The organism is Kitasatospora sp. NPDC022856, from assembly GCF_055561235.1.
Genome location: NZ_JBVHHE010000003.1, coordinates 193,461 through 216,879, shown reverse-complemented (window position 1 = coordinate 216,879; position 23,419 = coordinate 193,461). Strand labels below are relative to the sequence as shown.

At 71.3% G+C, this 23,419-nt stretch carries 23 protein-coding genes; 15 read left to right on the top strand and 8 right to left on the bottom strand.

The window, feature by feature from the left end; translation table 11 throughout:
* The first annotated feature begins 445 nt into the window (after positions 1–445).
* From ACZ34W_RS05890 to ACZ34W_RS05870, 5 genes are all read left to right on the top strand, one after another.
* Positions 446–1,372 carry an ABC transporter substrate-binding protein gene (locus ACZ34W_RS05890; protein WP_329489566.1) on the top strand — a complete coding sequence of 309 codons (927 nt, stop codon included), beginning with the start codon at positions 446–448 and terminating at the stop codon, positions 1,370–1,372.
* Between the two features lie 514 nt (positions 1,373–1,886).
* Positions 1,887–2,813, top strand: a complete 927-nt coding sequence (locus tag ACZ34W_RS05885; RefSeq protein WP_465602079.1) for an ABC transporter substrate-binding protein — start codon at positions 1,887–1,889, stop codon at positions 2,811–2,813.
* Between the two features lie 36 nt (positions 2,814–2,849).
* A complete protein-coding gene (locus ACZ34W_RS05880) occupies positions 2,850–3,824 on the top strand; it encodes an amino acid ABC transporter permease (RefSeq protein ID WP_465602077.1) in 975 nt (324 codons plus the stop codon).
* On the top strand, positions 3,821–4,621 hold the full coding sequence (locus ACZ34W_RS05875) for an amino acid ABC transporter ATP-binding protein (RefSeq protein WP_329489563.1): 801 nt from the start codon (positions 3,821–3,823) through the stop codon (positions 4,619–4,621). The genes ACZ34W_RS05880 and ACZ34W_RS05875 overlap by 4 nt, the downstream gene beginning before the upstream one ends.
* Positions 4,622–4,731: 110 nt before the next feature.
* Entirely contained in the window at positions 4,732–5,322 is a 591-nt protein-coding gene (locus ACZ34W_RS05870) for a CGNR zinc finger domain-containing protein (protein ID WP_465602074.1), read from the top strand.
* Positions 5,323–5,334: 12 nt separating this feature from the next.
* Here the strand turns inward: ACZ34W_RS05870 and sodX are convergent, their stop codons facing one another.
* The gene (sodX, locus tag ACZ34W_RS05865; protein WP_359803320.1) at positions 5,335–5,775 is read right to left on the bottom strand and encodes a nickel-type superoxide dismutase maturation protease; all 441 of its coding nucleotides are present in this window, start codon (positions 5,773–5,775) and stop codon (positions 5,335–5,337) included.
* Positions 5,776–5,959: 184 nt separating this feature from the next.
* Here sodX and sodN point away from each other — a divergent pair, with 184 nt between their 5' ends.
* The 8 genes from sodN to ACZ34W_RS05825 all read left to right on the top strand — a co-directional run bounded on the left by sodN (position 5,960) and on the right by ACZ34W_RS05825 (position 12,393).
* The gene (gene sodN / locus ACZ34W_RS05860; RefSeq protein ID WP_063347853.1) at positions 5,960–6,355 is read left to right on the top strand and encodes a superoxide dismutase, Ni; all 396 of its coding nucleotides are present in this window, start codon (positions 5,960–5,962) and stop codon (positions 6,353–6,355) included.
* A gap of 319 nt (positions 6,356–6,674) precedes the next feature.
* Positions 6,675–7,751 (top strand): FecCD family ABC transporter permease, encoded by a 1,077-nt coding sequence (locus ACZ34W_RS05855; protein WP_465602072.1) that lies wholly within the window; start codon positions 6,675–6,677, stop codon positions 7,749–7,751.
* A complete protein-coding gene (locus tag ACZ34W_RS05850) occupies positions 7,751–8,578 on the top strand; it encodes an ABC transporter ATP-binding protein (RefSeq protein ID WP_465602070.1) in 828 nt (275 codons plus the stop codon). Before ACZ34W_RS05855 ends, ACZ34W_RS05850 begins: the two co-directional genes overlap by 1 nt.
* Positions 8,579–8,587: 9 nt before the next feature.
* Entirely contained in the window at positions 8,588–9,583 is a 996-nt protein-coding gene (locus ACZ34W_RS05845) for an ABC transporter substrate-binding protein (RefSeq protein ID WP_465602068.1), read from the top strand.
* A gap of 65 nt (positions 9,584–9,648) precedes the next feature.
* Positions 9,649–10,032, top strand: coding sequence for a nuclear transport factor 2 family protein (locus ACZ34W_RS05840; RefSeq protein WP_329489558.1), 384 nt, complete (start codon positions 9,649–9,651; stop codon positions 10,030–10,032).
* A gap of 9 nt (positions 10,033–10,041) precedes the next feature.
* Entirely contained in the window at positions 10,042–10,518 is a 477-nt protein-coding gene (locus ACZ34W_RS05835; protein WP_329489557.1) for a GNAT family N-acetyltransferase, read from the top strand.
* 301 nt (positions 10,519–10,819) lie between these two features.
* Positions 10,820–11,230 (top strand): ATP-binding protein, encoded by a 411-nt coding sequence (locus ACZ34W_RS05830; protein ID WP_093860582.1) that lies wholly within the window; start codon positions 10,820–10,822, stop codon positions 11,228–11,230.
* A 155-nt stretch (positions 11,231–11,385) separates the two neighbouring features.
* The gene (locus tag ACZ34W_RS05825; protein ID WP_329489556.1) at positions 11,386–12,393 is read left to right on the top strand and encodes an RNA polymerase sigma factor SigF; all 1,008 of its coding nucleotides are present in this window, start codon (positions 11,386–11,388) and stop codon (positions 12,391–12,393) included.
* A 43-nt stretch (positions 12,394–12,436) separates the two neighbouring features.
* Here the strand turns inward: ACZ34W_RS05825 and ACZ34W_RS05820 are convergent, their stop codons facing one another.
* Entirely contained in the window at positions 12,437–12,865 is a 429-nt protein-coding gene (locus ACZ34W_RS05820; RefSeq protein WP_329489555.1) for a hypothetical protein, read from the bottom strand.
* Positions 12,866–12,915: 50 nt separating this feature from the next.
* Between ACZ34W_RS05820 and ACZ34W_RS05815 the strand changes: the two genes are divergently transcribed.
* Together ACZ34W_RS05815 and ACZ34W_RS05810 are read left to right on the top strand one after the other, a co-directional pair.
* On the top strand, positions 12,916–13,887 hold the full coding sequence (locus ACZ34W_RS05815; RefSeq protein WP_329489554.1) for a diacylglycerol/lipid kinase family protein: 972 nt from the start codon (positions 12,916–12,918) through the stop codon (positions 13,885–13,887).
* A gap of 369 nt (positions 13,888–14,256) precedes the next feature.
* Entirely contained in the window at positions 14,257–14,508 is a 252-nt protein-coding gene (locus ACZ34W_RS05810; RefSeq protein WP_014138019.1) for a WhiB family transcriptional regulator, read from the top strand.
* Positions 14,509–14,985: 477 nt separating this feature from the next.
* Here ACZ34W_RS05810 and ACZ34W_RS05805 read toward each other — a convergent pair whose 3' ends face one another.
* The 6 genes from ACZ34W_RS05805 to ACZ34W_RS05780 all read right to left on the bottom strand — a co-directional run bounded on the left by ACZ34W_RS05805 (position 14,986) and on the right by ACZ34W_RS05780 (position 23,349).
* Entirely contained in the window at positions 14,986–16,506 is a 1,521-nt protein-coding gene (locus ACZ34W_RS05805; protein ID WP_329489553.1) for a sensor histidine kinase, read from the bottom strand.
* Positions 16,507–16,936: 430 nt separating this feature from the next.
* Positions 16,937–17,995 (bottom strand): SIS domain-containing protein, encoded by a 1,059-nt coding sequence (locus ACZ34W_RS05800; protein ID WP_359803214.1) that lies wholly within the window; start codon positions 17,993–17,995, stop codon positions 16,937–16,939.
* 210 nt (positions 17,996–18,205) lie between these two features.
* Positions 18,206–19,504 carry an extracellular solute-binding protein gene (locus tag ACZ34W_RS05795; protein WP_396488559.1) on the bottom strand — a complete coding sequence of 433 codons (1,299 nt, stop codon included), beginning with the start codon at positions 19,502–19,504 and terminating at the stop codon, positions 18,206–18,208.
* A 435-nt stretch (positions 19,505–19,939) separates the two neighbouring features.
* Positions 19,940–21,493, bottom strand: a complete 1,554-nt coding sequence (locus tag ACZ34W_RS05790; protein ID WP_329489550.1) for a glycoside hydrolase family 3 protein — start codon at positions 21,491–21,493, stop codon at positions 19,940–19,942.
* A gap of 6 nt (positions 21,494–21,499) precedes the next feature.
* Positions 21,500–22,327, bottom strand: coding sequence for a carbohydrate ABC transporter permease (locus ACZ34W_RS05785; protein ID WP_329489549.1), 828 nt, complete (start codon positions 22,325–22,327; stop codon positions 21,500–21,502).
* Positions 22,324–23,349: a carbohydrate ABC transporter permease gene (locus ACZ34W_RS05780; RefSeq protein WP_329489548.1), complete on the bottom strand. Its 1,026-nt coding sequence runs from the start codon at positions 23,347–23,349 to the stop codon at positions 22,324–22,326. Before ACZ34W_RS05780 ends, ACZ34W_RS05785 begins: the two co-directional genes overlap by 4 nt.
* Between the last annotated feature and the right edge of the window lie 70 nt (positions 23,350–23,419).

Genomic DNA, 23,419 nt, shown 5'->3' with positions numbered 1-23,419 from the left:
TGTTGAGCCTGCGCTGTGCTGCTGCTTCTTCCCGGGCCGAGCGTAGGTCGGACGACGGCATCGCACCTATGCCTTTTCGTCCTCGTCGCGCGTGCTTCCTCCGCATCGCGGCCAAAAGACGGGGTGCCTGGTGTCTGGAACACCGGGCACCGGTGGCGGCAACAGCGGACGAGCACGCGCACTCGCAGGAGTGAACCAGGACACGACGGGGAGGCGGTGCCTCGGATACGGAGTCGGCGTCGTCGTGGACTTCCGTTCCTGCGCACCCCGAGCCTGTCGCGACTCGGTGGTCCGGTTCGAGCATCGGGGGTCACCCGGTACTGGATTCTGACACACCCGCCGCCGGGACCGGCAGGTCGGGATGGGAGGATCCCTTCTTCCGCCGTCTCGCGTACATCTCCGCGACGGCGTGGCGACACCACCTCCCTCCCACAGGAGCACCCTCATGCACCACCGCGCCCACCCCCGCCGACCGGCCGCCGCGGCCCTCTGCCTGGCCACCGCCGGCGCCCTGCTGCTGACCGGTTGCGGCGGCGACGAGCAGGCCGCCGCGAAGGACCCGGTCCAGGAGCTCCGGGGCCGCATCCCCCAGGCCCAGCGCACCGCGGGCGTGCTCCGGATCGCCTCGGACCTCAACTACGCGCCGGTGGACTTCCGGGGTGCGGACGGCAAGCCGGACGGCATCGACCCCGACATCGCCAACGCCGTCGGCAAGATCCTCGGCCTGCGGATCGAGGTCGTCGACACCCCGTTCGAGAAGCTGATACCGAACCTGCACGCCAAGCAGGTCGACGTGGCGATGTCCGGTCTGAGCGACATCCGCCAGCGCCGTGACGGCGTCGACGACGCGGGCAAGCAGGTCGACCCGGGCGTGGACTTCGTGGACTACTTCATCGCCGGTACCTCGATCATCGTCCAGAAGGGCAACCCCAAGGGCGTCCGCACCCTGGACGACCTGTGCGGCCGGGTCGTCGCGGTGCAGCAGAACACCACCCAGGACGAGATCGTCGCCCGCCAGGTGCTGGCCTGCGGCCGGAGCGGCAAGCCGCTGACCGTCCACAAGTTCGACAGCGACGCCAAGGCACTGGCCGAGGTCGCCGCGGGCACGGCGGCCGCCGGCCTGGACGACTTCCCGGTGGCCGCCTACGCGGCGAAGACCACCGACGGCGGCAACCGCTTCGAGGTGACCGGCGCGCAGTCCCGGTCGAACCCGTACGGGATCGCGGTGCGCAAGGGGGACACCGACCTGCGCGACGTGCTGACCAAGGCGGTGGACCAGCTGATCCGCAGCGGCGAGTACGACAAGATCCTCGCCAAGTGGAACGTCGCCGCGGGGGCGGCCCAGAACGCGGTGGTCAACGGCGGCATCTGAGCGGCCGCGCGGGGGCAGGCACCGGGCGCCGTCACCGGCCACCGTCTCGGGCGCCGTCACCGGGCGTCATCACCGGGCGTGGCGGCCGGGGGACCCGTCCGGCGGGCACACGGGCGGGCCTCCGGGCAGAGCGCGGGGAGATCTGCATACTTATACGCAAGGTGACAGGGACACGGTATTGGTCCGAATAGCGGACAGTGTGACCCCCCGTTATCCGATTTTGATCTGAATGAGGGCCATCCGACCGTCATCAGATGGCAGGATTCCCCCCATCTCCGATCGAGCCGGCCACTGGTCGAGGCGGTTCGATCAACGTCCACCTCGGCGGAGGGTGGCGGAAGCAGTACCACGCACCACCCTGCGCGAAGCCTGCTCAGGCCCAGCACGACCGGCTCTGCCCGTTCGACGACGTACAGCGACATACACCCCGTACAGCGCCGTACGGCCTGCTGCCCCGGTGTGCCGCTCCCCGCGGCGCGCTCCGCCCGACCTCTCCCTCAGGAGGAGATCCCCCATGACCGCCCGTACCCCGCGCACCCGTCTCCTCGCCGCCGGCGCGGTACTCGCGTCCGTCTCCCTGGCCCTCACCGCCTGTAGCAGCAGCAAGGACGAGAGCACCGGCGCCCCCAACGCCGGCGCGACCGTCAACGAGGTGAAGGCCGACGACAAGCTGGTCGCCCTCGTCCCCGCCGACATCAAGTCCGCCGGGAAGCTCACGGTCGGCTCGGACGCCTCGTACGCGCCCAACGAGTTCAAGGCCGACAACGGCAAGATCGAGGGCATGGACGTCGACCTGATCACCGCGGTCGCCGCCAGGCTCGGTCTCAAGGTCGACGTCCAGGACTCCGGTTTCACCGCGATCATCCCCGGTATCCAGTCGAACAAGTTCCAGATCGGCATGTCGTCCCTGACGGACAACAAGGAGCGCGAGCAGACCGTCGACATGGTCACCTACTTCAACGCGGGCAGCGCCATCGCGGTGAAGAAGGGCAACCCGGACAAGATCGACCCCGCCGACCTGTGCGGCAAGAAGGTCGCCGTCCAGACCGGCACCACGCAGGCGCAGGAGATCACCGACACCCGCAACCCCGCCTGCGCCCAGGCCGGCAAGCCGGGCATCGTCAACGACGGTGACAAGTTCGACCTCCAGACCGACGTCACCAACGCCGTGGTCTCCGGCCGCGACCAGCTCATGATGGCCGACTCCCCGGTCGTCGACTACGCGGTCAAGCAGTCCGGCGGGCAGCTGGAGAAGGTCGGCGCCACCTACGACGCCGCCCCCTACGGCATCGCGCTGGCCAAGGGCTCGGCCCTCACCCCCGCCGTCCAGAGCGCCGTGCAGTCGCTGATCGACGACGGCACCTACAAGCAGATCCTCTCCAAGTGGGGCGTCGAGGCCGGTGCGATCGACAAGTCGACCGTCAACGGCGCCGTCAGCTGACCCTCCGCCTGACTCTCTCTCCCCCGAGGCCACACCGTGAACTCTCTGGACAAGGGGAAGGCGACGAAGGGACGGCCTGAGACCATCAAGGCCGTCCCCGTGCGCCACCCCGGACGCTGGGCGGGCGCCGTCGTCATCGCCCTGCTCGCGGCGATGCTGCTGAGCGCCCTCTTCACCAATCCCGCCTTCAAGTGGGACATCGTCGGGAAGTACCTCTTCCACGACAGCATCGTGCACGGCATGCTCGTCACGCTGGAGCTGACCGCGCTCGCCATGATCATGGGTGTGGTCGGCGGCATCATCCTCGCGGTGATGCGGCTCTCCCCCAACCCGCTGCTCTCCGGCACCGCGTGGATGTACATCTGGATCTTCCGCGGCACGCCCGTCCTGGTGCAGCTGGTCTTCTGGAACTTCCTCGGCCTGATCTGGGCCAAGCTCTCGATCGGCGTACCGTGGGGACCGGAGTTCTGGTCCGAGTCCACCAACGTGCTGATCCCGACCTTCGTCGCCGCCCTGCTGGGCCTGGGCCTCAACGAGGCCGCCTACATGGCGGAGATCGTCCGCGGCGGCATCCAGTCGGTCGACGAGGGCCAGAGCGAGGCCTCGCACGCGCTCGGCATGAGCCGCTTCCAGACCATGCGGCGGATCGTGCTCCCGCAGGCCATGCGGGTGATCATCCCGCCCACCGGCAACGAGACCATCTCGATGCTGAAGACCACCTCGCTGGTCAGCGTGATCTCCCTGGAGGAGATCTTCCGGGCCGGCCAGGTGATCTACTCGCGCAACTACCAGAACATCCCGCTGCTGATCGTGGTCAGCCTCTGGTACCTGTTCTTCACGTCGCTGCTGACCATCGGCCAGTACTACATCGAGCGGCACTACGCCCGTGGCTCCAACCGGACGCTCCCGCCCACGCCGATCCAGCGGCTGCGGAGGCTGTTCGCCGGGAAGCCCACCCCGAAGGCCACCGCCGACGTGGTCCCGGGGCTTGAGGGAGGTGGTCACGTATGACCGATCTGACCAAGACCCCCGCCGACGCCGGCAACGGCGGCCCGATGGTCCGCGCCGAGGACGTCCACAAGTCCTACGGCACGGTCCAGGTGCTCAAGGGCATCGACCTGGAGGTCAAGCAGGGCGAGGTGTTCTGCCTGATCGGCCCCTCCGGCTCCGGCAAGTCGACCTTCCTGCGGTGCATCAACCACCTGGAGAAGATCAACGCCGGCCGGCTCTGGGTCGACGGCGAGCTGGTCGGCTACCGGCAGAAGGGCGACCGGCTCTACGAACTCCGGGAGAACGAGGTCGCGCTCAAGCGGCGCGACATCGGCATGGTGTTCCAGCGCTTCAACCTGTTCCCGCACATGACCGCCCTGGAGAACGTCATCGAGGCGCCGGTGCAGGTCAAGGGCGAGTCCAAGGCGGACGCCCGGACCCGCGGGATGGCCCTGCTGGAGCGGGTCGGCCTGGCCGACAAGGCGAAGAACTACCCCTCGCAGCTCTCCGGTGGCCAGCAGCAGCGGGTCGCGATCGCCCGGGCCCTGGCCATGAAGCCCAAGCTGATGCTCTTCGACGAGCCCACGTCGGCGCTCGACCCGGAGCTGGTCGGCGACGTCCTGGACGTCATGCGCGGCCTCGCCGAGGAGGGCATGACCATGGTCGTGGTGACCCACGAGATGGGCTTCGCCCGCGAGGTCGGCGACGCCCTGGTCTTCATGGACGGCGGGGTGGTGGTCGAGTCCGGCAACCCCCGCGACGTCCTCACCGACCCCCAGCACGAGCGCACCCGCGCGTTCCTCTCCAAGGTGCTCTGAGCGCACCGGCACGGCGCCCGGCAGGCCGGTCCTGCCGGGCGCCGACGTTTTCCCCGCCCGGGTAATAGGCTGGAGCTAGTCAGCCCGTTACCGACTCTGGAAGGACCACCGTGGAGCTCGCCTCGTACGCCGAACGGGCCGTTCGGCTGGTGAACACCGAGGAGCCCGAGCGCGGCACCGACACCCTGACCTCCGTGGACGCCGTGCGGTCGCTGTTCTCCGAATCCTCCCGGGCCGCCGCGCTCGCCGACGAGTCGGACCTGCCGCGGCTGCGCGCCGTCCGGACCAGGCTGCGCGGAGTGTTCGAGGCCGCCGCCGAGGGGGACGAGATCCGCGGCGTCGACCTGCTGAACAGCCTGCTGATGGAGTACCCCGTCAGCCCGCTGGTCTCCGGGCACGACTACCTGGACGACGCCGGTCGGCCGCGCTGGCACCTGCACCTCGCCGACAACTCGCCCACCGCCACCGCGCACTTCAGCGCCGTCGCCTGCATGGGACTGGCCGTCCACCTGACCGAGCTGGGCGCCGACCGGCTCGGCATCTGCCAGGCCTCGCCCTGCCGCAACGCCTACCTGGACACCTCCACCAACCGCTCCCGGCGGTACTGCTCCGACCGGTGCGCCACCCGCGCCAACGTCGCCGCGTACCGGGCCCGCAAGCGGCAGGAGGCCCAGGACGCCTCGGCCCGGGCCGGGGGCTGACCGGTACCCCGGCTACCAGGCGCCGGGGTCGACCCAGACGCCCAGCCGGCGGGCGAGGCCCGGGATCCGGGCCGGCGGGCCGGCCAGCAGCAGTCGCTCCAGCCGGTGCCCCGGGGCCAGCCAGGCCGGGCGCGGGCGCAGCCGCAGCAGCACCCGGCCGAGCACCAGCTCGTCCGGGACGGCGCCGTAACTGCGGCTGTCACTGTCGACCGGCCGGTTGTCGGAGAGCAGCCACCAGCCCTTGGCCCGCCGCTCGACGGCCCGCTTCACCACCAGCAGGTCCTGCTGGAAGGGGTGACGGAACACCACCACCGCCCCCGGTCTGATCCGCGCGCCGTACCTGACCAGGAGCCGGTCGCCCTCGCGCAGGGTCGGCACCATCGAGGGCCCCGCCACGTCGATCAGCCCGAACGGCGCGCCACCCCCCGGGGTGCCGCCCTCCGGTTCCGTCATCCGCGCCACGCCTGCTCCTCCCGGCTCGCCGCGTCCAGTCTGCCGTACGGGCCGTCCGCGGCCGATGCCCGAATTGGCCCGGTTCCGGCTCCGCCTTTTGCCCTAGGCCCGCCGCCCGGCCGCGAAACCCGGTGCCCGGAAGGGTAATCTCGCTCGCGGGAAGACGATCTAAGGAAGGACTCCCATGTTCTCTCGTCTGTTTGCACCGCGCGCCACCGCCCACGCCCACTGCGACCTCCCCTGCGGCGTGTACGACCCCGCGCAGGCCCGGATCGAGGCCGAGTCGGTCAAGGGCACCCAGGAGAAGTACCAGGCCAACGAGGACCCGGCGTTCCGCACCCGCGCCCTGATCATCAAGGAGCAGCGCGCCGAGGCCGTCAAGCACCACATCTCGGTGCTGTGGAGCGACTACTTCAAGGCCCCGCACTTCGAGAAGTACCCGCAGCTGCACCAGCTGATCAACGACACCCTGAAGGCCGCCTCGGCCGCCAAGGCGTCGACGGACCCGGCCACCGGCCAGGCCCTGCTCGACCTGATCGCCGAGGTCGACAAGATCTTCTGGGAGACCAAGCAGGCCTGATCACCGATCAGGCACCGCCGACCGCCCCCGTCCGCAGCGCGGACGGGGGCGGTCGCGCGTTTTCGCGCGCGAACCCGGTAAGGGTCGCTCTGGCCCGGCGCTTGTTATGCTGCCAGGGCGTCCGAGGGAGAAGTCCGGTGTGAGTCCGGCGCTGACCCGCAACGGTGGGCGGAGCCCTGTGCCCGCGAGCCCGATCGCCCTGGGACGCCGATCTCCCGACAACTCGCCGTGGACTGCGAGGGGATGGCGCCCCGGCAGCTCCGTGCCCGGGCGCGCCGCCTCGCTGCCGTCCGCGGCCCGAGACGAAGGCGCGCCGCCCGTGAGCACCGCAGTGACCGCACCGGCCCCCGTACCGGCGGCCCGTCGAATACCCGTCGCGGCGCTGGCCGCCGGCCTGCTCGCGGCGCTGCTGCTCTCGCTGGTCTGCGGGGTGGCCCTCGGCGCCTCCGGACTCGGCTGGGCCCGCGTCCTGCGGCTGCTGGGCGCCGGACTGACGGGCGGTCGGCTCGACGCCGGGGAGGCCGCCGGGTACGCGATCGTCTGGGAGATCCGGCTGCCGCGCACGGTGCTGGCCGCCGTGGTCGGCGCCGGGCTCGCGGCCACCGGGGTCGCGGTGCAGGCGATGGTCCGCAACGCGCTGGCCGACCCGTTCGTGCTGGGCATCTCCTCCGGCGCCTCGGTCGGCGCCAACGCCGTGCTGCTGCTGGGCGCGTTCGCCTCGCTCGGGGTCTGGGCGATCTCGGTCTCCGCGTTCGCCGCCGCCCTGCTGGCGATGGTCCTGGTGTACGCCGCCGCCCGGACGGCGTACGGGCTCACCCCGCTGCGGCTGGTGCTGACCGGTACCGCGATGTCCTACGGGTTCTCGGCGGTGACGGCGCTGATGGTGTTCGGCGCCGCGCGCGGTGAGGCCGCCCGCAGCGCCATGATGTGGCTGCTCGGCAGCCTCGGCGGGGCGACCTGGGGGTCCGTCCCGATCGCCGCCGCCACCGTGCTGGCCGGTCTCGCCTACCTGGCCGGCGCGGCCGGGCGGCTGGACGCCCTCGCCATGGGCGACGAGACGGCGGCCTCGCTCGGGGTGGACGGCGACCGGCTGCGCCGCGAGCTGTTCGTGGTGACGGCCGCCGTCACCGGCACCGTGGTCGCGGTCAGCGGCGCGATCGGCTTCGTCGGCCTGATGGTGCCGCACCTGACCCGGATGCTGGTCGGCGCCGCGCACCGCCGGGTGCTGCTGGTCGCGCCGCTCGCCGGGGCGCTGCTGCTGGTCTGGGTGGACATCGTCTCGCGCACCCTGCTGGCACCGGCCGAACTGCCGGTCGGGGTGGTCACCGCCGTCCTCGGGGTGCCCTGCTTCCTGCTGCTGATGCGCCGTCGCGGCTACACCTTCGGAGGCCGCTGATGGATCTCGCCCTCGACGGCGTCTCGGTGGACCTGGCCGGCACCCGGCTGGTCCACGACGTCACCCTCGGCGCCGCCGCCGGGCAGGTGGTCGGCCTGGTCGGGCCCAACGGCAGCGGCAAGTCGACCCTGCTGCGCTGCGTCTACCGGGCGCTGCGCCCGGCCGCCGGCGCCGTCCGGCTGGACGGCGAGGACCTGCACGCGCTCGCCGCCCGCGAGGCCGCCCGGCGGGTGGCCGCGCTGCCGCAGGAGCACTCCGCCGAGTTCGACTTCACGGTGGCCGAGGTGGTCGGCATGGGCCGGCTGCCGCACCGCGGCGGCTTCGCCCGGCCGACCGCCGAGGACACCGGGCGGTGCGCCCGCGCCCTGCGGCGGGTGGGCGCGGACCACCTGGCCGGGCGCGGCTTCCTGAGCCTGTCCGGGGGCGAGAAGCAGCGGGTGCTGATCGCCCGCGCGCTGGTCCAGGAGCCCCGGGTGCTGGTGCTCGACGAGCCCACCAACCACCTGGACATCGCCCACCAGTTGGAGGTGCTGGCGCTGGTCCGGGAGGCCGGTACGACCGTGCTCACGGCCCTGCACGACCTCAATCTGGCGGCCGGCCACTGCGACCTGCTGTACGTCATCGCGGCCGGCCGGATCGTCGCCTCCGGACCGCCGGCCGAGGTCCTGGAGCCGGCCCTGCTGGCCGAGGTGTTCGGCGTCCGCGCGACGCCCGTGAAGCACCCTGGGACCGGCGCCGTCCAGTTGCTCTTCGACCGGCTCGGCCGGACCTCCCCCGGCCCCGCCGACTCCGCCGACCCCGCCGACTCCGCTGACTCCCCCTGCTGAGGAAACCCCATGCGTACCAAGGCCGTTGCCACCGCCGCCCTGCTCACCCTCGCACTGACCGCCTGCGGCGCCGAGATCGCCCCCGCCGGGGACGCCGCCGCCGGCTCCGCCCACTACCCGGTGACCGTCGACAACTGCGGTACGAAGGTCACCTTCGAGCGGAAGCCGGCCCGGACGGTGACCAACGACGTGGGCATCACCGAGCTGATGTTCGCGCTCGGCCTGGCCGACCGGATGGCCGGCTACGTGATGCCCGACGACAAGGGCCAGGTCGACAAGGTGGCCTGGAAGGACGGCTACCAGCAGGCCAGGTGGCTCTCCAAGCAGCAGATCACCAAGGAGATCGCGCTGGAGGCGAGGGCCGACCTGGTCTTCGCCGGGTGGCACTACGGCTTCGACGAGGCCGGCGGCTTCACCCCGCAGGCGCTGGCCGGTCTCGGCATCGGCTCGTACGTGCTCAGCGAGTCCTGCCGCAGCGGCAAGGGCCCCGAGCGCGGGGTGATGTCCCCGCTGGACGCGCTCTACACCGACCTGGCCAACCTGGGCGAGATCTTCGACGTCCGGGACCGGGCCGACGCGCTGATCGCCGATTTCCGGGCGCAGGTCGCCGCCGTCCCGCAGCCCGAGCGCCGGCCGCGCGTCTTCCTGTACGACAGCGGCGAGGACAAGCCGTACACCTCGGGGAAGTTCGCCGCGCCCCAGGAGATCATCGCCAGGGCCGGCGGGGAGAACGTGATGGGCGACCTCGCCGACTCCTGGACCACCGTGGGCTGGGAGAGCGTGGTCCAGCGCGACCCCGAGGTGATCGTGATCAACAACTACGGCTCCCCGGACGCCGAGGCCAAGCGGAAGTTCCTCACGTCCTTCCCCCCGCTGGCCGGCGTCTCCGCCGTCCGCAACGGGCGGATCTTCGTCCTGGACTACGTCGACCTGGTGGAGAGCCCGCGCAACCCGGCCGCGATCACCGCGCTCGCGGCCCACCTGCGCGGTGTGACGGCCGGCTGAGCCGCGGCGGGGCGGGCGTACGCTCGGAGGTACGAGCCGACGGAACCGACCGGAGGAGCGAGAACATGAGCACCATGGCCGCGCCGTCCGCCTTCGACACCGGCGTGCTGCGCGAGGGCATCGAGCGCGGCGACGCCGACGCGCTGCTGGCGCTGTACGCGGACGACGCCGAACTGCGCGTGGTCGACCGCGAGACCCAGCCCAGCCACCCGCTGGTGGTGCACGGCCGGGACGAGATCGGCGCCCTGCTGAACGACGTCTACGGCCGGGAGACGCGCCACACGCTGGAGCGTGTGGTCCTGGACGGCGACCGCCTCGCCTTCATGGAGTCCTGCCGCTATCCCGACGGGGTCCGGGTGCTGGTCACCTCGGTCGCCGACCTGCGGGAGGGCCGGATCGTCGACCAGACCTCGATCCAGGCCTGGGACGAGGACGGGCGGGCCAAGTAGGCTCGTGGCATGATCCGCACCGCCGTAGTCACCGATGTCCCGGTCATTCACGCCATGATCCGCGAACTCGCGGAGTACGAGAAGGCACCGCACGAGGCGGTCGCCACCGAGGAACAGCTGCGCGAGTCGCTGTTCGGCGCCGCCCCGGCGGTGTTCGGGCTGGTCGCCGAGGACGACGCCACCGGCGAGCCGGTCGGGTTCGCGGTCTGGTTCCTCAACTTCTCGACCTGGCGCGGGACGCACGGGATCTACCTGGAGGACCTCTACGTCCGCCCGCAGGCCCGCGGCGGCGGCCACGGCAAGGCGCTGCTGCTGGAGCTGGCCCGGATCGCCGTCGAGCGCGGCTACTCGCGGGTGGAGTGGTCGGTGCTGGACTGGAACGAGCCCTCGATCAACTTCTACAAGTCGCTGGGCGCGGTGCAGATGGACGAGTGGACCGTGCACCGGCTCACCGGCCCGGCGCTCACCGCGGCCGGCACCCGCTGACCGACCGGGTGCCACGAGTCCCTCCCGGGGGCTGCCACCCTGCGTCGCGAGGGCCTACCATGAGTGACCCTCGCACCCGGTGTCGCTCGTTCCCGTGAAGGCGGGACCGGATCGCGACATCCGCCCACCGATAGCGGTAACGTCTCGGGCGGATGCGCGGCGTCCGACCACCCCTCCCGGGGTATGACCGGTACGTACCGCACCACCCCTCTGGACAGTTGGGGCGAAGCAGTTGAGCCAAGCAACAGACAGTGCCGCGGCCACCGGCCCGGAAGCACAGCGCGTCACCCAGGAGGTGAGGGTGTCCCAGATCGACGGCGAGCCCGGAGTACAGGACTTCGTGGAGGTCCGGCTGCCCGCGGCGGGGGCCTACCTCTCGGTGCTGCGAACAGCGACGGCGGGGCTGGCGGCCCGGCTGGACTTCACGCTGGACGAGATCGAGGACCTCCGGATCGCGGTGGACGAGGCCTGCGCCATCCTGCTCCAGCAGGCGGTGCCCGGCTCCGTCCTCTCCTGCGAGTTCCGGCTGGTGGGCGACTCGCTGAAGGTCATCGTCTCCGCCCCGACCACGGACGGCCGTGCCCCGGAACGGGACACCTTCGCCTGGACGGTGCTCTCCGCGCTGGCCGGCGAGGTGGAGTCCTCGGTCGCCGAGGACAACACCGTCTCGATCAGCCTGCACAAGAAGCGCGGCGGGTCCGCCGCCCATTAGGGCCGCCACAGCAGCACCGAACAAGAGCCGTCCGTCCGGCGCCACCCGGGCCGGCGGACGGCTCCCGGTACCGCCCACCACGCGGTACGACCAACGAGACGAATCCGGGACCGCCCCAGGTCCCGGTGCTCCCGGAACGGAACGGGGGAATGGCCGTGAGTGATCTGGACCGTACCGGCCTCGCGACGGCGGGCCCTGCCGTACCGACCCAGGCGAGCGTTCCCGGCCTCGCCGCCAACGACGAAGCGCACCCGAAGGACGCCCACCGGATGAGCCAGCCGACCGAGCCGACGTCTGATCCGTCGCCCACGCCCTCGCCGCCGTCCGCGGCCCCGGAGTCCCCGGTGCCCGACGCGGCCGAGGCGCTGCGCGGTGCGGTGCCCTCGCAGGCGCCGCACCGTTCGGGGGCGCCGGACCGGGAGGCGGCCCGGGCCCTGTTCGTCCGGCTGTCCGCGCTGCCCGAGGGCTCCGCGGAGCGCGTCGAGCTGCGCAACCAGCTGGTGCGGATGCACATCCCCCTGGTGGAGCACCTGGCCCGGCGGTTCCGCAACCGGGGCGAGCCGCTGGACGACCTCACCCAGGTCGCCACCATCGGACTGATCAAGTCGGTGGACCGCTTCGACCACGAACGCGGGGTCGAGTTCTCCACCTACGCGACGCCGACCATCGTCGGCGAGATCAAGCGCCACTTCCGGGACAAGGGCTGGGCGGTCCGGGTACCGCGCCGGCTCCAGGAGCTGCGGCTGTCGCTGACCACGGCGACCAGTGAGCTCTCCCAGCGGCACGGCCGCTCCCCCACCGTGCACGAGCTGGCCGAGCACCTGGGGATCTCCGAGGAGGACGTGCTGGAGGGCCTGGAGTCCGCCAACGCGTACTCCACGCTGTCGCTGGACGTCCCCGACAGCGACGACGAGTCGCCGGCCGTGGCGGACACCCTGGGCGCCACCGACGAGGCACTGGAGGGCGTCGAGTACCGCGAGTCCCTCAAGCCGCTGCTGGCCCAACTGCCGCCCCGGGAGCAGAAGATCCTGGTGCTGCGGTTCTTCCGCAACATGACCCAGTCGCAGATCGCCGCCGAGGTGGGCATCTCGCAGATGCACGTCTCCCGGCTGCTGGCCCGTACCCTGGCCCAGCTCCGGGAGAAGCTCCTGGTGGAGGAGTAGGACTGACGGCCGCTCAGCGGCCGCCGTCGCCGGCCCTCCGCGCTCAGCCCTCGTGCGGAGCGTAGAGGGCCGTCGTCGCCTTCGGGCTGAGCAGGGCGCCGATGCCGGCCAGCCCGAGCAGGCCGATCGCCGCCCCGACGGCCACCATGGCGCCGCCGGTCTGCCACATGTAGTAGGCCACCGGCAGGCAGATCGAGTTGGTCAGCACCGCCGGGCTGCGGCCCCAGCGGCGGCCCTTGAGCAGCGCCCGGGCGGCCAGCAGCGGCAGCACGCCGAGCAGGACGATCACGAGGCCGCCGAACTCGTTCAGCGCGAGCTGCCTGGAGTCGCCGGACACGGCGGACACCATGTCCCAGACGCCGACGACGGCGAGTGCGGCGCCCTCCAGGGCGGTGATGGCGGCGCCCGCGGTCAGGGCCGCCGGCCGGTCGGCGCCGGGCGCGGGTACGGGTGCGGAGGATTCTGCGGTCACTCCAGCAGGGTAGCCGCCGGTTGGTCCGTACCGCCCCGTAGGCTGAGCACATGCGCGCTCTCCTGGTCGTCAACCCGAAAGCGACCACCACCAGTGGCCGCACCAGGGATGTCCTGATCCATGCCCTGCGCAGCGACCTCAAGCTGGAAGTGGCCCAGACGGAGTACCGCGGCCACGCGCGCGACCTGGCCCGCGAGGCGGTCGAGGACGGCGCCGTCGACCTGGTGGTGGCCCTGGGCGGCGACGGCACGGTCAACGAGGTGGTCAACGGACTGCTGACGCACGGCCCGGGCGAGAAGGTCCCCCGGCTGGCCGTGGTGCCCGGCGGGTCGACCAATGTGTTCGCCCGCGCGCTGGGTCTGCCCAACGACCCCGTGGAGGCCACCGGGGCCCTGCTGAACGCCCTGGACCAGCGCCGGGAGCGGCCGATCGGCCTGGGCAAGGCGATGACGGAGGGGCTGCCGGACCGCTGGTTCACCTTCACCGCCGGCCTCGGCTTCGACGCGGGCGTGGTGGGCCGGGTGGAGGAGCAGCGCAGAGCGGGGCGCAGGTCGACCCACGCGCTCTACGTCGGGCAGGCGCTCCGGCACTACGTCACCCAGCGTGAGCAGCGCCGATCGGGCCCCGTCACCCTGCAACTGCCCGGCCGGGCGCCGGTGCCGGGCCTGGTGCTGGCCATAGTCAGCAACACCTCGCCGTGGACGTTCCTGGGCAACCGCCCGGTCTATCCCTCCCCGCTCGCCTCCTTCGACACGGACCTCGATGTCTTCGGCATCACCCGGATGACCGCGTTCGGCACCGCTCGAACGGTCCGTCAGATCCTGCGGTCGCACACGCCTTCGGCCGATGGCGCCGCCCCTGCCGGCCCGTCCGGAAAGCACGTCGTCTCCTACCACGACGCTCGGCACTTCACCTTGGTTTCGCAGGAACCGGCCCCATTCCAGGTGGACGGGGACCACCTTGGAGACAGGAGTCGCGTCAGTTTCACAGGCGTACGGCGGGCACTGCGTGTGATTGTGTGACTGGAAGGAGGATTCTCCCTTCTTCTCGAACGCACAAGCCCCCTTCACTCCATAGAAGTACTGGCTGTGAGCTAGGCGACACCGAAGAATCAAAAATTCCTCCCTGAAGGGGGTTGTATCCGGGCCCGAGGTTTGCGAACCTCTACATGGCGATCGGGACACATCGCAGCGACGGCAACCACAGACCCTGGCGGGTGCCGACCGCGGAGTGTCCCTCGAATCGCCGAATCCCTCCCCAGCACAGACCACCCGGGCCCGATGGGCCTTTGGTCTCTTTTGCTGTTGCGGGATTCGTGAAAGCGTTCACATTCACAAGCCATCGATTATGCCGATCGGGTCACCCCCGCCGGCAGGAGGAGTTGGACGACCATGGACTGGCGCCACCGCGCTGTCTGCCGCGAAGAGGACCCGGAGCTTTTCTTCCCGATCGGGAACACCGGTCCTGCTCTGCTGCAGATCGAGGAAGCCAAGGCCGTGTGCCGCCGCTGTCCGGTCATGGAGCAGTGCCTGCAGTGGGCGCTCGAGACCGGCCAGGATGCCGGCGTCTGGGGCGGTATGAGCGAGGACGAGCGTCGCGCGATGAAGCGCCGCGCTGCCCGCAACCGCGCCCGCACCGCCTGATCACACGCCGTAACACCAGTAGTGACCGCAGTGCCGATCAACACATGATCAAGGGCTTCCCTGCACTTCCTGGCGAAGCCTTCCGTACAAAGGACCTTGCTCGACACGGTCCGACGACACCGGGCCGCCCAGGCACTTGATACTGTTCACTTAGAGCAATATTGTGGAGCTGAGGCGCTCACCGTGTGCAACGCACCGGTGAGGTGTCGTATCACCCAGAGCCCCCGTTCCGGCCGACTCCCCCCGACGGCCGGAACGGGTTGAGAGGCCCTGTCGACCCACCCCCCCCGGTCGACAGGGCCTCGTTTCTGTTTCCGCGCCCGGTCACGCGCGGCGGCCACCCGCCGTTCGGGGCGCCTCCCGATGGCCACCTGCGGTGGTGCGGAGGTGCGCACCCGGCGCCCGTTCCGGGTACACGCCCCCGGCACACTCCACTGCGCCTCGGGGGCCGCGCCGTGTCCGTCGAGCCGGGACGGCTCAGGGCACCGGGATCTCCAGGATCACCTTGGTGCCGCCGTTCGGTCCCGCCACCATGTCGAAGGTGCCGCCCAGCTCCCCGGTGGCCAGGGTCCGGACGATCTGCAGCCCGAGGTTGCCCGCCTGCTGCGGGTCGAATCCCTCCGGCATGCCCCGGCCGTCGTCCTGCACGGTGATCAGCAGGTACTCCTCCGGCCGGGCGCCGCCGTTCCAGCTGTCCGACCAGCCCATGCCGGTGGCCGGGGCCCGCCCGCGCAACGCGCTGACCTCCAGGTTCCCGGAGGCGGACGGCCCGAAGGCGTGCTCCAGCGCGTTCTGCAGCAGCTCGGTGAGCACCATCGCCAGCGGGGTGGCCACCTCGGCGGAGAGGATGCCGAAGCTGCCGCTGCGCCGGGTCGCCACCCGGCCGTCCTGGGACAGCTCCATCACCATGGCCAGCACCCGGTCGGCGATCTCGTCGAAGGCGACCTGCTCGTCCAGCGCCTGGGAGAGCGTCTCGTGCACGATCGCGATCGACCCGACCCGGCGGACCGCCTCGTCCAGCGCGGCCCGGCCGGCGTCCGAGTCCATCCGGCGGGACTGCAGCCGCAGCAGGGCCGCCACCGTCTGGAGGTTGTTCTTCACCCGGTGGTGGATCTCCCGGATGGTGGCGTCCTTGGTCATCAGCTCGCGGTCGCGCCGCCGCAGCTCGGTGACGTCGCGGCAGAGCACCAGGGAGCCGGTCAGGGTGCCCTTGGGCTTCAGCGGGATCGCCCGCAGGGTCACCACCCCGCCCTGCACCTCGACCTCGGTCTGGCGCGGCGCCCAGCCGCTCGCCAGCTTCACCAGTGCCTCGTGCACCGCCGACCGCGAGGGCGGGACCAGCTCGGCGGTGGCCCGGCCGAGGTGGCTGCCGACCAGGTCGGTGGTGAGCCCGAGGCGGTGGTAGGCGGAGAGCGCGTTGGGGCTGGCGTAGGTGACGATGCCGTCGGCGTCGAGCCGGATCAGGCCGTCGCCGACCCGGGGGGCGGCGTCCATGTCGGTCTGCTCGACACCGTGGTACGGGAACGTCCCGGCGGCGATCATCTGGGCCAGGTCGGAGGCGCTCTGCAGGTACGTGAGTTCGAGCCGGCTGGGGGTGCGGACGGTCAGCAGGTTGGTGTTGCGGGCGATCACGCCGAGCACCTTGCCCTCGCGCCGCACCGGGATCGACTCGACCCGGACGGGCACCTCCTCGCGCCACTCCGGATCGCCCTCGCGCACGATCCGCCCCTCGTCGAAGGCGGCGTCCAGCAGGGGCCGGCGGCCGCGCGGGACGAGGTGGCCGACCATGTCGTCCTGGTAGGAGGTGGGCCCGGTGTTGGGCCGCATCTGGGCCACCGAGACGTACCGGATGCCGTCCCAGGTGGGGATCCACAGGACCAGGTCGGCGAAGGAGAGGTCGGAGAGCAGCTGCCACTCCGAGACCAGCATGTGGAGCCAGTCCACGTCGGCACCGGTCAGGGTGGTGTGGCGGCGGACGAGTTCGTTCAGCGAGGGCACATGGCGAGCGTAGCTCCAGGTCCCGGGCGCGGACGTGGCGCACCCGTCCGCGCGCGGGTGACCGTAGGTTGTCCAGACCAATTTTCGGGGTCCCCTGGACAACCCAGATTGGTCTAGTCCACAATGAAAGAGCACCAAGGAGAGGCCGCCGCGCAACTGCCCTGACCGCGCGACGCCGCTCCTCGGTCGGATACCGCCGAGCGAGGACCCCGCACAGTTCTCGGTCGTCCCGGTGCCCGACGACAGCTCCGGGCTGCGGTGCCGCATGGGTTGAGGGTCCCGTGTCGGCGCCGTGGCCCGTAGTGCTTCCCGCCCCCGGCCGGGGGCGCTCCCCGCCCCGGCGGGACACCCGCGGACCGCTCCGGCCGCTCAGACGCCGCACCCCCGTCCACGGCCCGTGGACGGGGGTGCGGCGTCGTGGCGCCCGCGCTCAGTGCGTCTCGGTGACCTTGGCGAGGGCGCGCGGGGCGTCCGGGTCCTGGCCGCGGGCGATGGTGACCTCGTAGGCCAGCAGCTGCAGCGGCAGGATCTCCAGGATCGTCTGGACCTCCTCGGGTACGCCGGCCGGCAGCACGAAGCCCGCCGAGGCGGCGTCCACCTGCTGCCGCTGGCCGATGACCACCAGGTCCGCGCCGCGGCCGCGCAGGCGGTCCAGGACCGGCTGCAGGGCCTCCCCGCCCTTGCCCTCCGGGACGATCGCGATGACCGGGGAGACGTTGTCGACCATGGCCAGCGGGCCGTGCAGCAGATCGGCGCCGGAGAACGGGGAGGCCGGGATGTAGGTGGTCTCCATGAGCTTCAGCGCCGCCTCGCGGGCGGTCGGGTAGCCGTAGCCGCGCGAGGTGATGACCAGGCGCTGGGCGAAGCGGTAGCGCTCGGCCAGGGCCTTCACCTCGGGCTGCCGGGCCAGGATGCCGGCGGCCAGCTCCGGCAGCTCGCGGGCGGCCGTGCCGTCGCCGCCGCGCAGGCCCTCGACCAGCAGGTAGAGCGAGAGCAGCTCGGCGGTGTAGGTCTTGGTGGCGGGCAGCGCCTTCTCCGGGCCGGCCAGCACGTCGATGTGGAACTCGGAGACCTCGGCGAGCGGCGAGGAGGCGTTGTTGGTGACCGCCAGGGTGATCGCACCGGCCTCGCGGGCCGCCTTGGTGGAGGCGACGAGGTCCGGCGAGCCGCCGGACTGGCTGACGGTGACGACCAGCACGTCCGTGAGGTCCGGCTTGGCGCCGTACGCGGTGGTGGTGGACATCGAGGTCAGACCGGCCGGCTTGCCGAGCAGGATCTCGACCAGGTACTTGGCGTAGAGCGCCGCGTTGTCGGACGTGCCGCGCGCGGTGAGCAGGACGAAGCGAGGGTTGCGGGCGGCGATCCGGGCCGCGATGTCGAAGATCTTCGGGGCGCCCTCGTCGAGGATGCGCCGCAGGACGGCCGGCTGCTCGGCCATCTCCGCCGCCATGATCCGGCCGGGGACGGGAGCAGTCTGCGGGTCGGACATCAGGATGTGCCTCCGATGAGATGGTTCGACCCCGCCCGGACGGGGATGCCCGGCGAGGACCTCTACGGCGGCGAGTCCGCACACTCGCTGCGGTGGTTCCGTGATTCCTGCGGCAATCGTACGGGGACTCCCCCGCGCGGCACATCCGAGAGCCCCTCCCGGTGGTCCGGAAGGGGCTCTCCCCCGGGGCGCCGGCCCCGCCGGCGCGGCTCAGCCCTGCTTGTTGATCAGCTGGTCGATCGCGGCGTCCGCCTCCTTGGCGGCCTGGTCCACCGGCTTGTTGCCCTTGAGGATCGCGGTGAGCATGTCGGGCAGGATCTTCTGCTTCTCGATCGCGCCCCAGCCCGGCGCCAGCGGGGTGAACCAGGCGTCCGGCACCGCGTTGGCCGCGGCGGCGGTCGCCGGCTTGCTCTTCAGCGGGTTCAGCTGGGTGAGGTTGTTCGGCAGGATGTCCTTGTCCGCCAGCGCCTGCTGGGACTTGGTGCTGGTGAACATCCGGACCCAGTCGGTGGCCAGCGCGGCCGACGGCGACTTGGCGGTGACGGCGAGGTCCGAGCCGCCGATGAAGGTCGGCAGCGGCTTACCGCCCGGGCCGGGCATGGTGGCCAGCTTGACGGCGTCCTTGAGGGTCGGGTCGCCGGTGACCGGCGCGGTCACGCTGGAGGCCTCGTAGCCGTTGCCGTAGAAGGCCCCGGCGTGGCCGCGGGCCATCGCCTCGAACTGGTTCTGCTCGTTGACCGCCAGGTCGCCCTTGTTGTACTTGCGCACCAGGTCGACGAAGTGGTTCAGCCCCTGCTGGGACTTCGGGTCGCTGAGCGTGCCGTGCCAGTTCCCGGCGCTGTCGAAGCGGGCGATGGCGCCGCCGTACGCGGAGACGTAGCTCATCGCGGCGTACCAGTACGGGCCGGGCAGGTAGAGCGCGGAGTAGCCCTTGTCGGCCTTGTTCTTGTCCGCGACCTTGTCCAGGGCCGCCTTGAGGTCGTCCTCGGTCTTGGGGAACTCCGCGCTGCCGGTGGCCGCCTGGAAGGCCGTCGCGTTGTAGATGGCGACCCGGGCGCCCGCGTAGTACGGCACGCACCAGAGCTTGTCCTGGTAGGTGCAGGTATTGGCGAGCGCCTTGATCCAGGCGTCCGAGTTGTCGAAGCTGGAACGCTCCACCGGGGCCAGAGCGCCGGCGAGCACGTACTTCATGGTCTCGGTGTTGCCGAGCTCCACCACGTCGGGGGCGTTGCCCTCGGCGAGCGCCTTGTCCAGCTTGCCGACCTTGTCGGCCCACCCCTGGTAGGCGAGCCGCAGGGTGACGTTGGGGTACTTCGCCGCGAACTCGTCGTTCACCCGCTGCACGAGGTCCGGCCAGTTCTTCTGGGCGTCGTCCATCAGCCAGACGGTGACCGTGCCGGTGGCGGACTTCGGGTCCGCCGTGGCGGCCTTGCCGTCCCCCGAGGGCGAGCCGCCCGAGGAACAGGCCGTCAATCCGGCGGCGAGCGCCAGGATCCCGAACGTCGCCATGAGCTGACGCTTCTTCACGCCATCCTCCGAGGGTGCTAGAGCCTGTGCCCGCCGGCAGCGTGATGACGCGTCCGCCGGGAGGGATCCGGGCGGGGACGGCGAAGTGCTTCAGGAAGGGCCTATACCACATCCGGTGAGGTTGAAGTTCGAACCGGATGGACTGGAGCCTGGCCTAGACCACTGGCGGTGTCAACGCCAAATGGCCTGGCCGACAAGGACGTTGCAGACCTGTTGTAGCCCGTGGCGATCAGTTGCGACGCCATCACCCTAAGTAGAACTTAAGGCTGTCTTAAGGCTGATTTGAGGGAACACCGTCATCCGGGGACGCCGCGGGGCCAACGGCGGGAAACGGAACGGGCCCGTCATGCGCCATGCGCATGACGGGCCCGCTCGCGGAGGCCTTCCCGGCCCCCGGGGTCACGGTCCGACGGGACCTCAGCCGATCGCTCCCGACTGGCCGGTGAGCACCTCGACGGCCGCCAGCCCGCAGACCCGGGCGGCGCCGTGGGTGGCGATGTGGAGCGCGCCGACCGGCTCGGACTGCGGCAGGCCCATCTCGACCACCGCGGCGTCCGGGCGGGCCGCCACCAGCCGGGACAGCGCGGCGGACATCCAGGCGTAGCGGTGCGCGTCGCGGACCACCAGCACCAGGCGGCGGCCCTCGGCGCCGGCCACCACCTCGGCGACCAGCGCGTCCAGCTGCTCCGGGGCGGCGTCCTTCGGACCGACCTCCCGGGTGCGGGTGCCGGGGAAGCGGTCGGCCAGCATGTCGGCCACGCCCCACGGGGTCACCGCGCCGACGGCGATGTTGGGCTCGTCGGAGAACGAGGCCACGTACGGGCGCTCGGTCACCGGTAGGGCCTCCCGGCCCGGTGCCCGGACCACCCGCAGCGCGCGGCGGGCGGCCCGCAGGCCGACCGCCAGATCGGGCTCCAGTCGCTCGCCCTGGGCCGCGATCCGGCCCCAGCTGCCGAGCGCGCGCACCCGGTCGGCGGCTTCGGCCAGCCGCTCCTCCGGGAGCTTGCCGGCCCGCACACCCGCCACGATGGCGTCGCGCAGCAGCAGCACGGTGTCCTCGTCGGCCAGCCCGCCGCCGACGCAGATCGCGTCCGCACCGGCCGCCAGGGCCAGGACGGTGCCCTCGCCCATGCCGAAGGTGTCGGCGATGGCGCCCATCTCGATCGCGTCGCTGACGATCAGGCCCTGGTAGCCGAGGCCGCCGTCGGCCGGGGCCGCGCGCAGCAGGTCGCGCAGCACGCGGGGGCTGAGCGTGGCCGGCAGCTTCGGGTCGAGCGCCGGGATCATGATGTGGGCCGTCATCACGGCCTTGGTCCCGGCCGCGATGGCGGCCTGGAACGGGATCAGGTCGCGGGCGCGCAGGGTCGCCAGGTCGACGTCGATCACCGGCAGGCCGTGGTGCGAGTCGACCGCGGTGTCGCCGTGCCCGGGGAAGTGCTTCGAGCAGGCGGCCACGCCGGCCGACTGCAGGCCCTCGACCCAGGCCGCGGTGTGCCGGGCGCACAGCTCCGGGTCGGCGCCGAAGGAGCGGACGCCGATCACCGGGTTGCGCGGGTTGGAGTTGACGTCCGCGGTGGGCGCCCAGTTGTAGTTGACGCCGGCGGCCGCCAGCGCGCGGCCCAGCTCGCGGGCGACGTCGCGGGTCAGCGCCGGGTCGTCGATCGCGCCGAGGGCGAAGTTGCCCGGCCAGGAGGAGCCGGAGCCGGCCTCCAGGCGGGTGACGTCGCCGCTCTCCTCGTCGATCGCGATCAGGAGGTCGGGGTTCTCCTCGCGCAGCGCCCTGGTGAGCGCCGACAGCTGGTCGAGACCGGTGACGTTGCGGTCGAAGAGCGCGACCGAACCGAGGCCGGCCGCGAGGTGGCGGCGGACCCACTCCGGGGGCTCGGTGCCGACGAAGCCGGGCTGCAGGACGGTCAGCGCGTCACGGTGCAGCTGGTCGCTGGCCGGGAGGGTGGGGACAAGGATGCTCACGTCGCGTCAGCCCTTCACTGCACCGTCGGTCAAGCCGCCGACGGCCTTGCGCTGGAGGAATACGAAGAGGATCAGCACCGGGAGGGCGAACAGCGTCGAGGCGGCCATGGTGGCACCCCAGTCGGTGCCGAAGTTGGTCTGGAACGAGGACAGCCAGAGCGGCAGGGTCTGCCCCTCGGTCTTGTTCAGGATCAGGACCAGGGGGAACTCGTTCCACGCGGTGATGAAGCCGAACAGCGAGGTCGACATCAGGCCCGGGGCGAGCAGCGGGAAGATCACCTTCACGAAGGCCTGGGTGCGGGTGCAGCCGTCCACCATCGCCGACTCCTCCAGCTCCTTCGGGACGGCGGCGATGAAGCTGCGCAGCGTCCAGATGGTGAAGGGCAGGACCATCATCATGTAGAAGGCGGTCAGCGGGACCAGGCTGTTCAGCATCTCGCTGTCGCGGGCGATCAGGTAGACCGCGATGGTCATGACCTCCCAGGGCGCCATCTGCGCCGCCATCACGACCAGGACGAAGGCCTTGCGGCCGCGGAACCGCATCCGGGCGATGGCGAAGGACGCCAGGGTCGCGATCACCAGCGAGATCAGCACCGCGACGACCGTCACCGTGAAGCTGTTGGTGACGTACGTCCAGAACTTGGGCGCGTTGACCGCCGTGGTGAAGTGGTCGAACGTCGCGTGGATCGGCAGGAAGACCGGCGTCCGGCTGACGATGTCCTTGTCGTCCTTGAAGGCCGTGATGACCATCCAGTAGACCGGGAAGATGAAGAAGACGAAGAGGACGAGCGCGATCACGTTCGGCCAGGTACGTCCGATGAGCGAGCGCCTCACAGCTCGTCCTCCTGCTTCAGAATGATCCGGAAGTAGTACGCCATCAGCACGCCGAGCATCAGGATGGTGAGCACCGCGATCGCGGCGCCGGTCCCGTAGTGCTGGGCGCCGGAACCCTCCAGGAAGGCGTGGACGGGCAGCGTCCGGGTGAGCGAGTCGGGGCCGCCCGCCTTGATCGCGTAGACCTGGGTGAAGGCCTTGAAGACCCAGATGACCTCAAGGAAGGTCGTGGCCAGGAAGAACGGCCGCAGGCTGGGGAAGATCACCGAGGTGAAGATCTTGGCGGGGCCGGCGCCGTCCATCCGGGCCGCCTCGTAGAGCTCCTTCGGGATGGTCGTCAGACCGGCGTACATGTTGAACGCCACGAAGGGGATCGAGCCCCAGACGATCAGCAGGATGATCACGAAGAAGGTGGAGTACTGGCTGCCGGTCCAGTTGTAGGCGGCCATCGAGTGCCAGCCCAGCTGGTCCAGGAACCAGTTCACGACACCGAAGCGGGTGTCGAACAGCCAGGTGTAGACGGTGGTCGCGGCGACCACCGGCATGGCCCAGGCGAGGAGCAGGCCGACCGAGAGCACCAGCCGCATCTTCTTGCCGAGCCGGTTGAGCAGCAGGCCGACCAGCGAACCGCCGACCATGATCAGGACCACGTTGACCAGGGTGAACGCCACCGTCCGGCCGGTGACCGCCCAGAAGTCGGCGTTGGTCAGCTGCTCGGTGTAGTTCTCGAAGCCGTTCCACTCGGTCAGGTGCTGGACGAGCTGGCGCGCGTTCAGGTTCTGGAACGAGACCAGCACGGTCTTCAGCAGGGGCCAGCCCAGCAGGCCCAGGGTCACCACGGTGGCCGGCAGCAGCAGCAGGTACGGGGCGAACCGCGTGCCGAAGCCCGGTCCGCCCGCTGTTCTGGTGCTCTTCTTCGGAGTGCCCTCGGCGCCGCCGGCGACGCTCGTCTCAATAGTGGCCACAGCAGCCTTCCCTGTGTCCGGGGACTGTGTCTGCACCCGCTCCGAATGCACAGCCATCGTTCTCTCTTCCTGGAACCTGACCACGACGGACAGGCGCCGCCCACCGGCCCCCCGCCGGGGGCCGGTG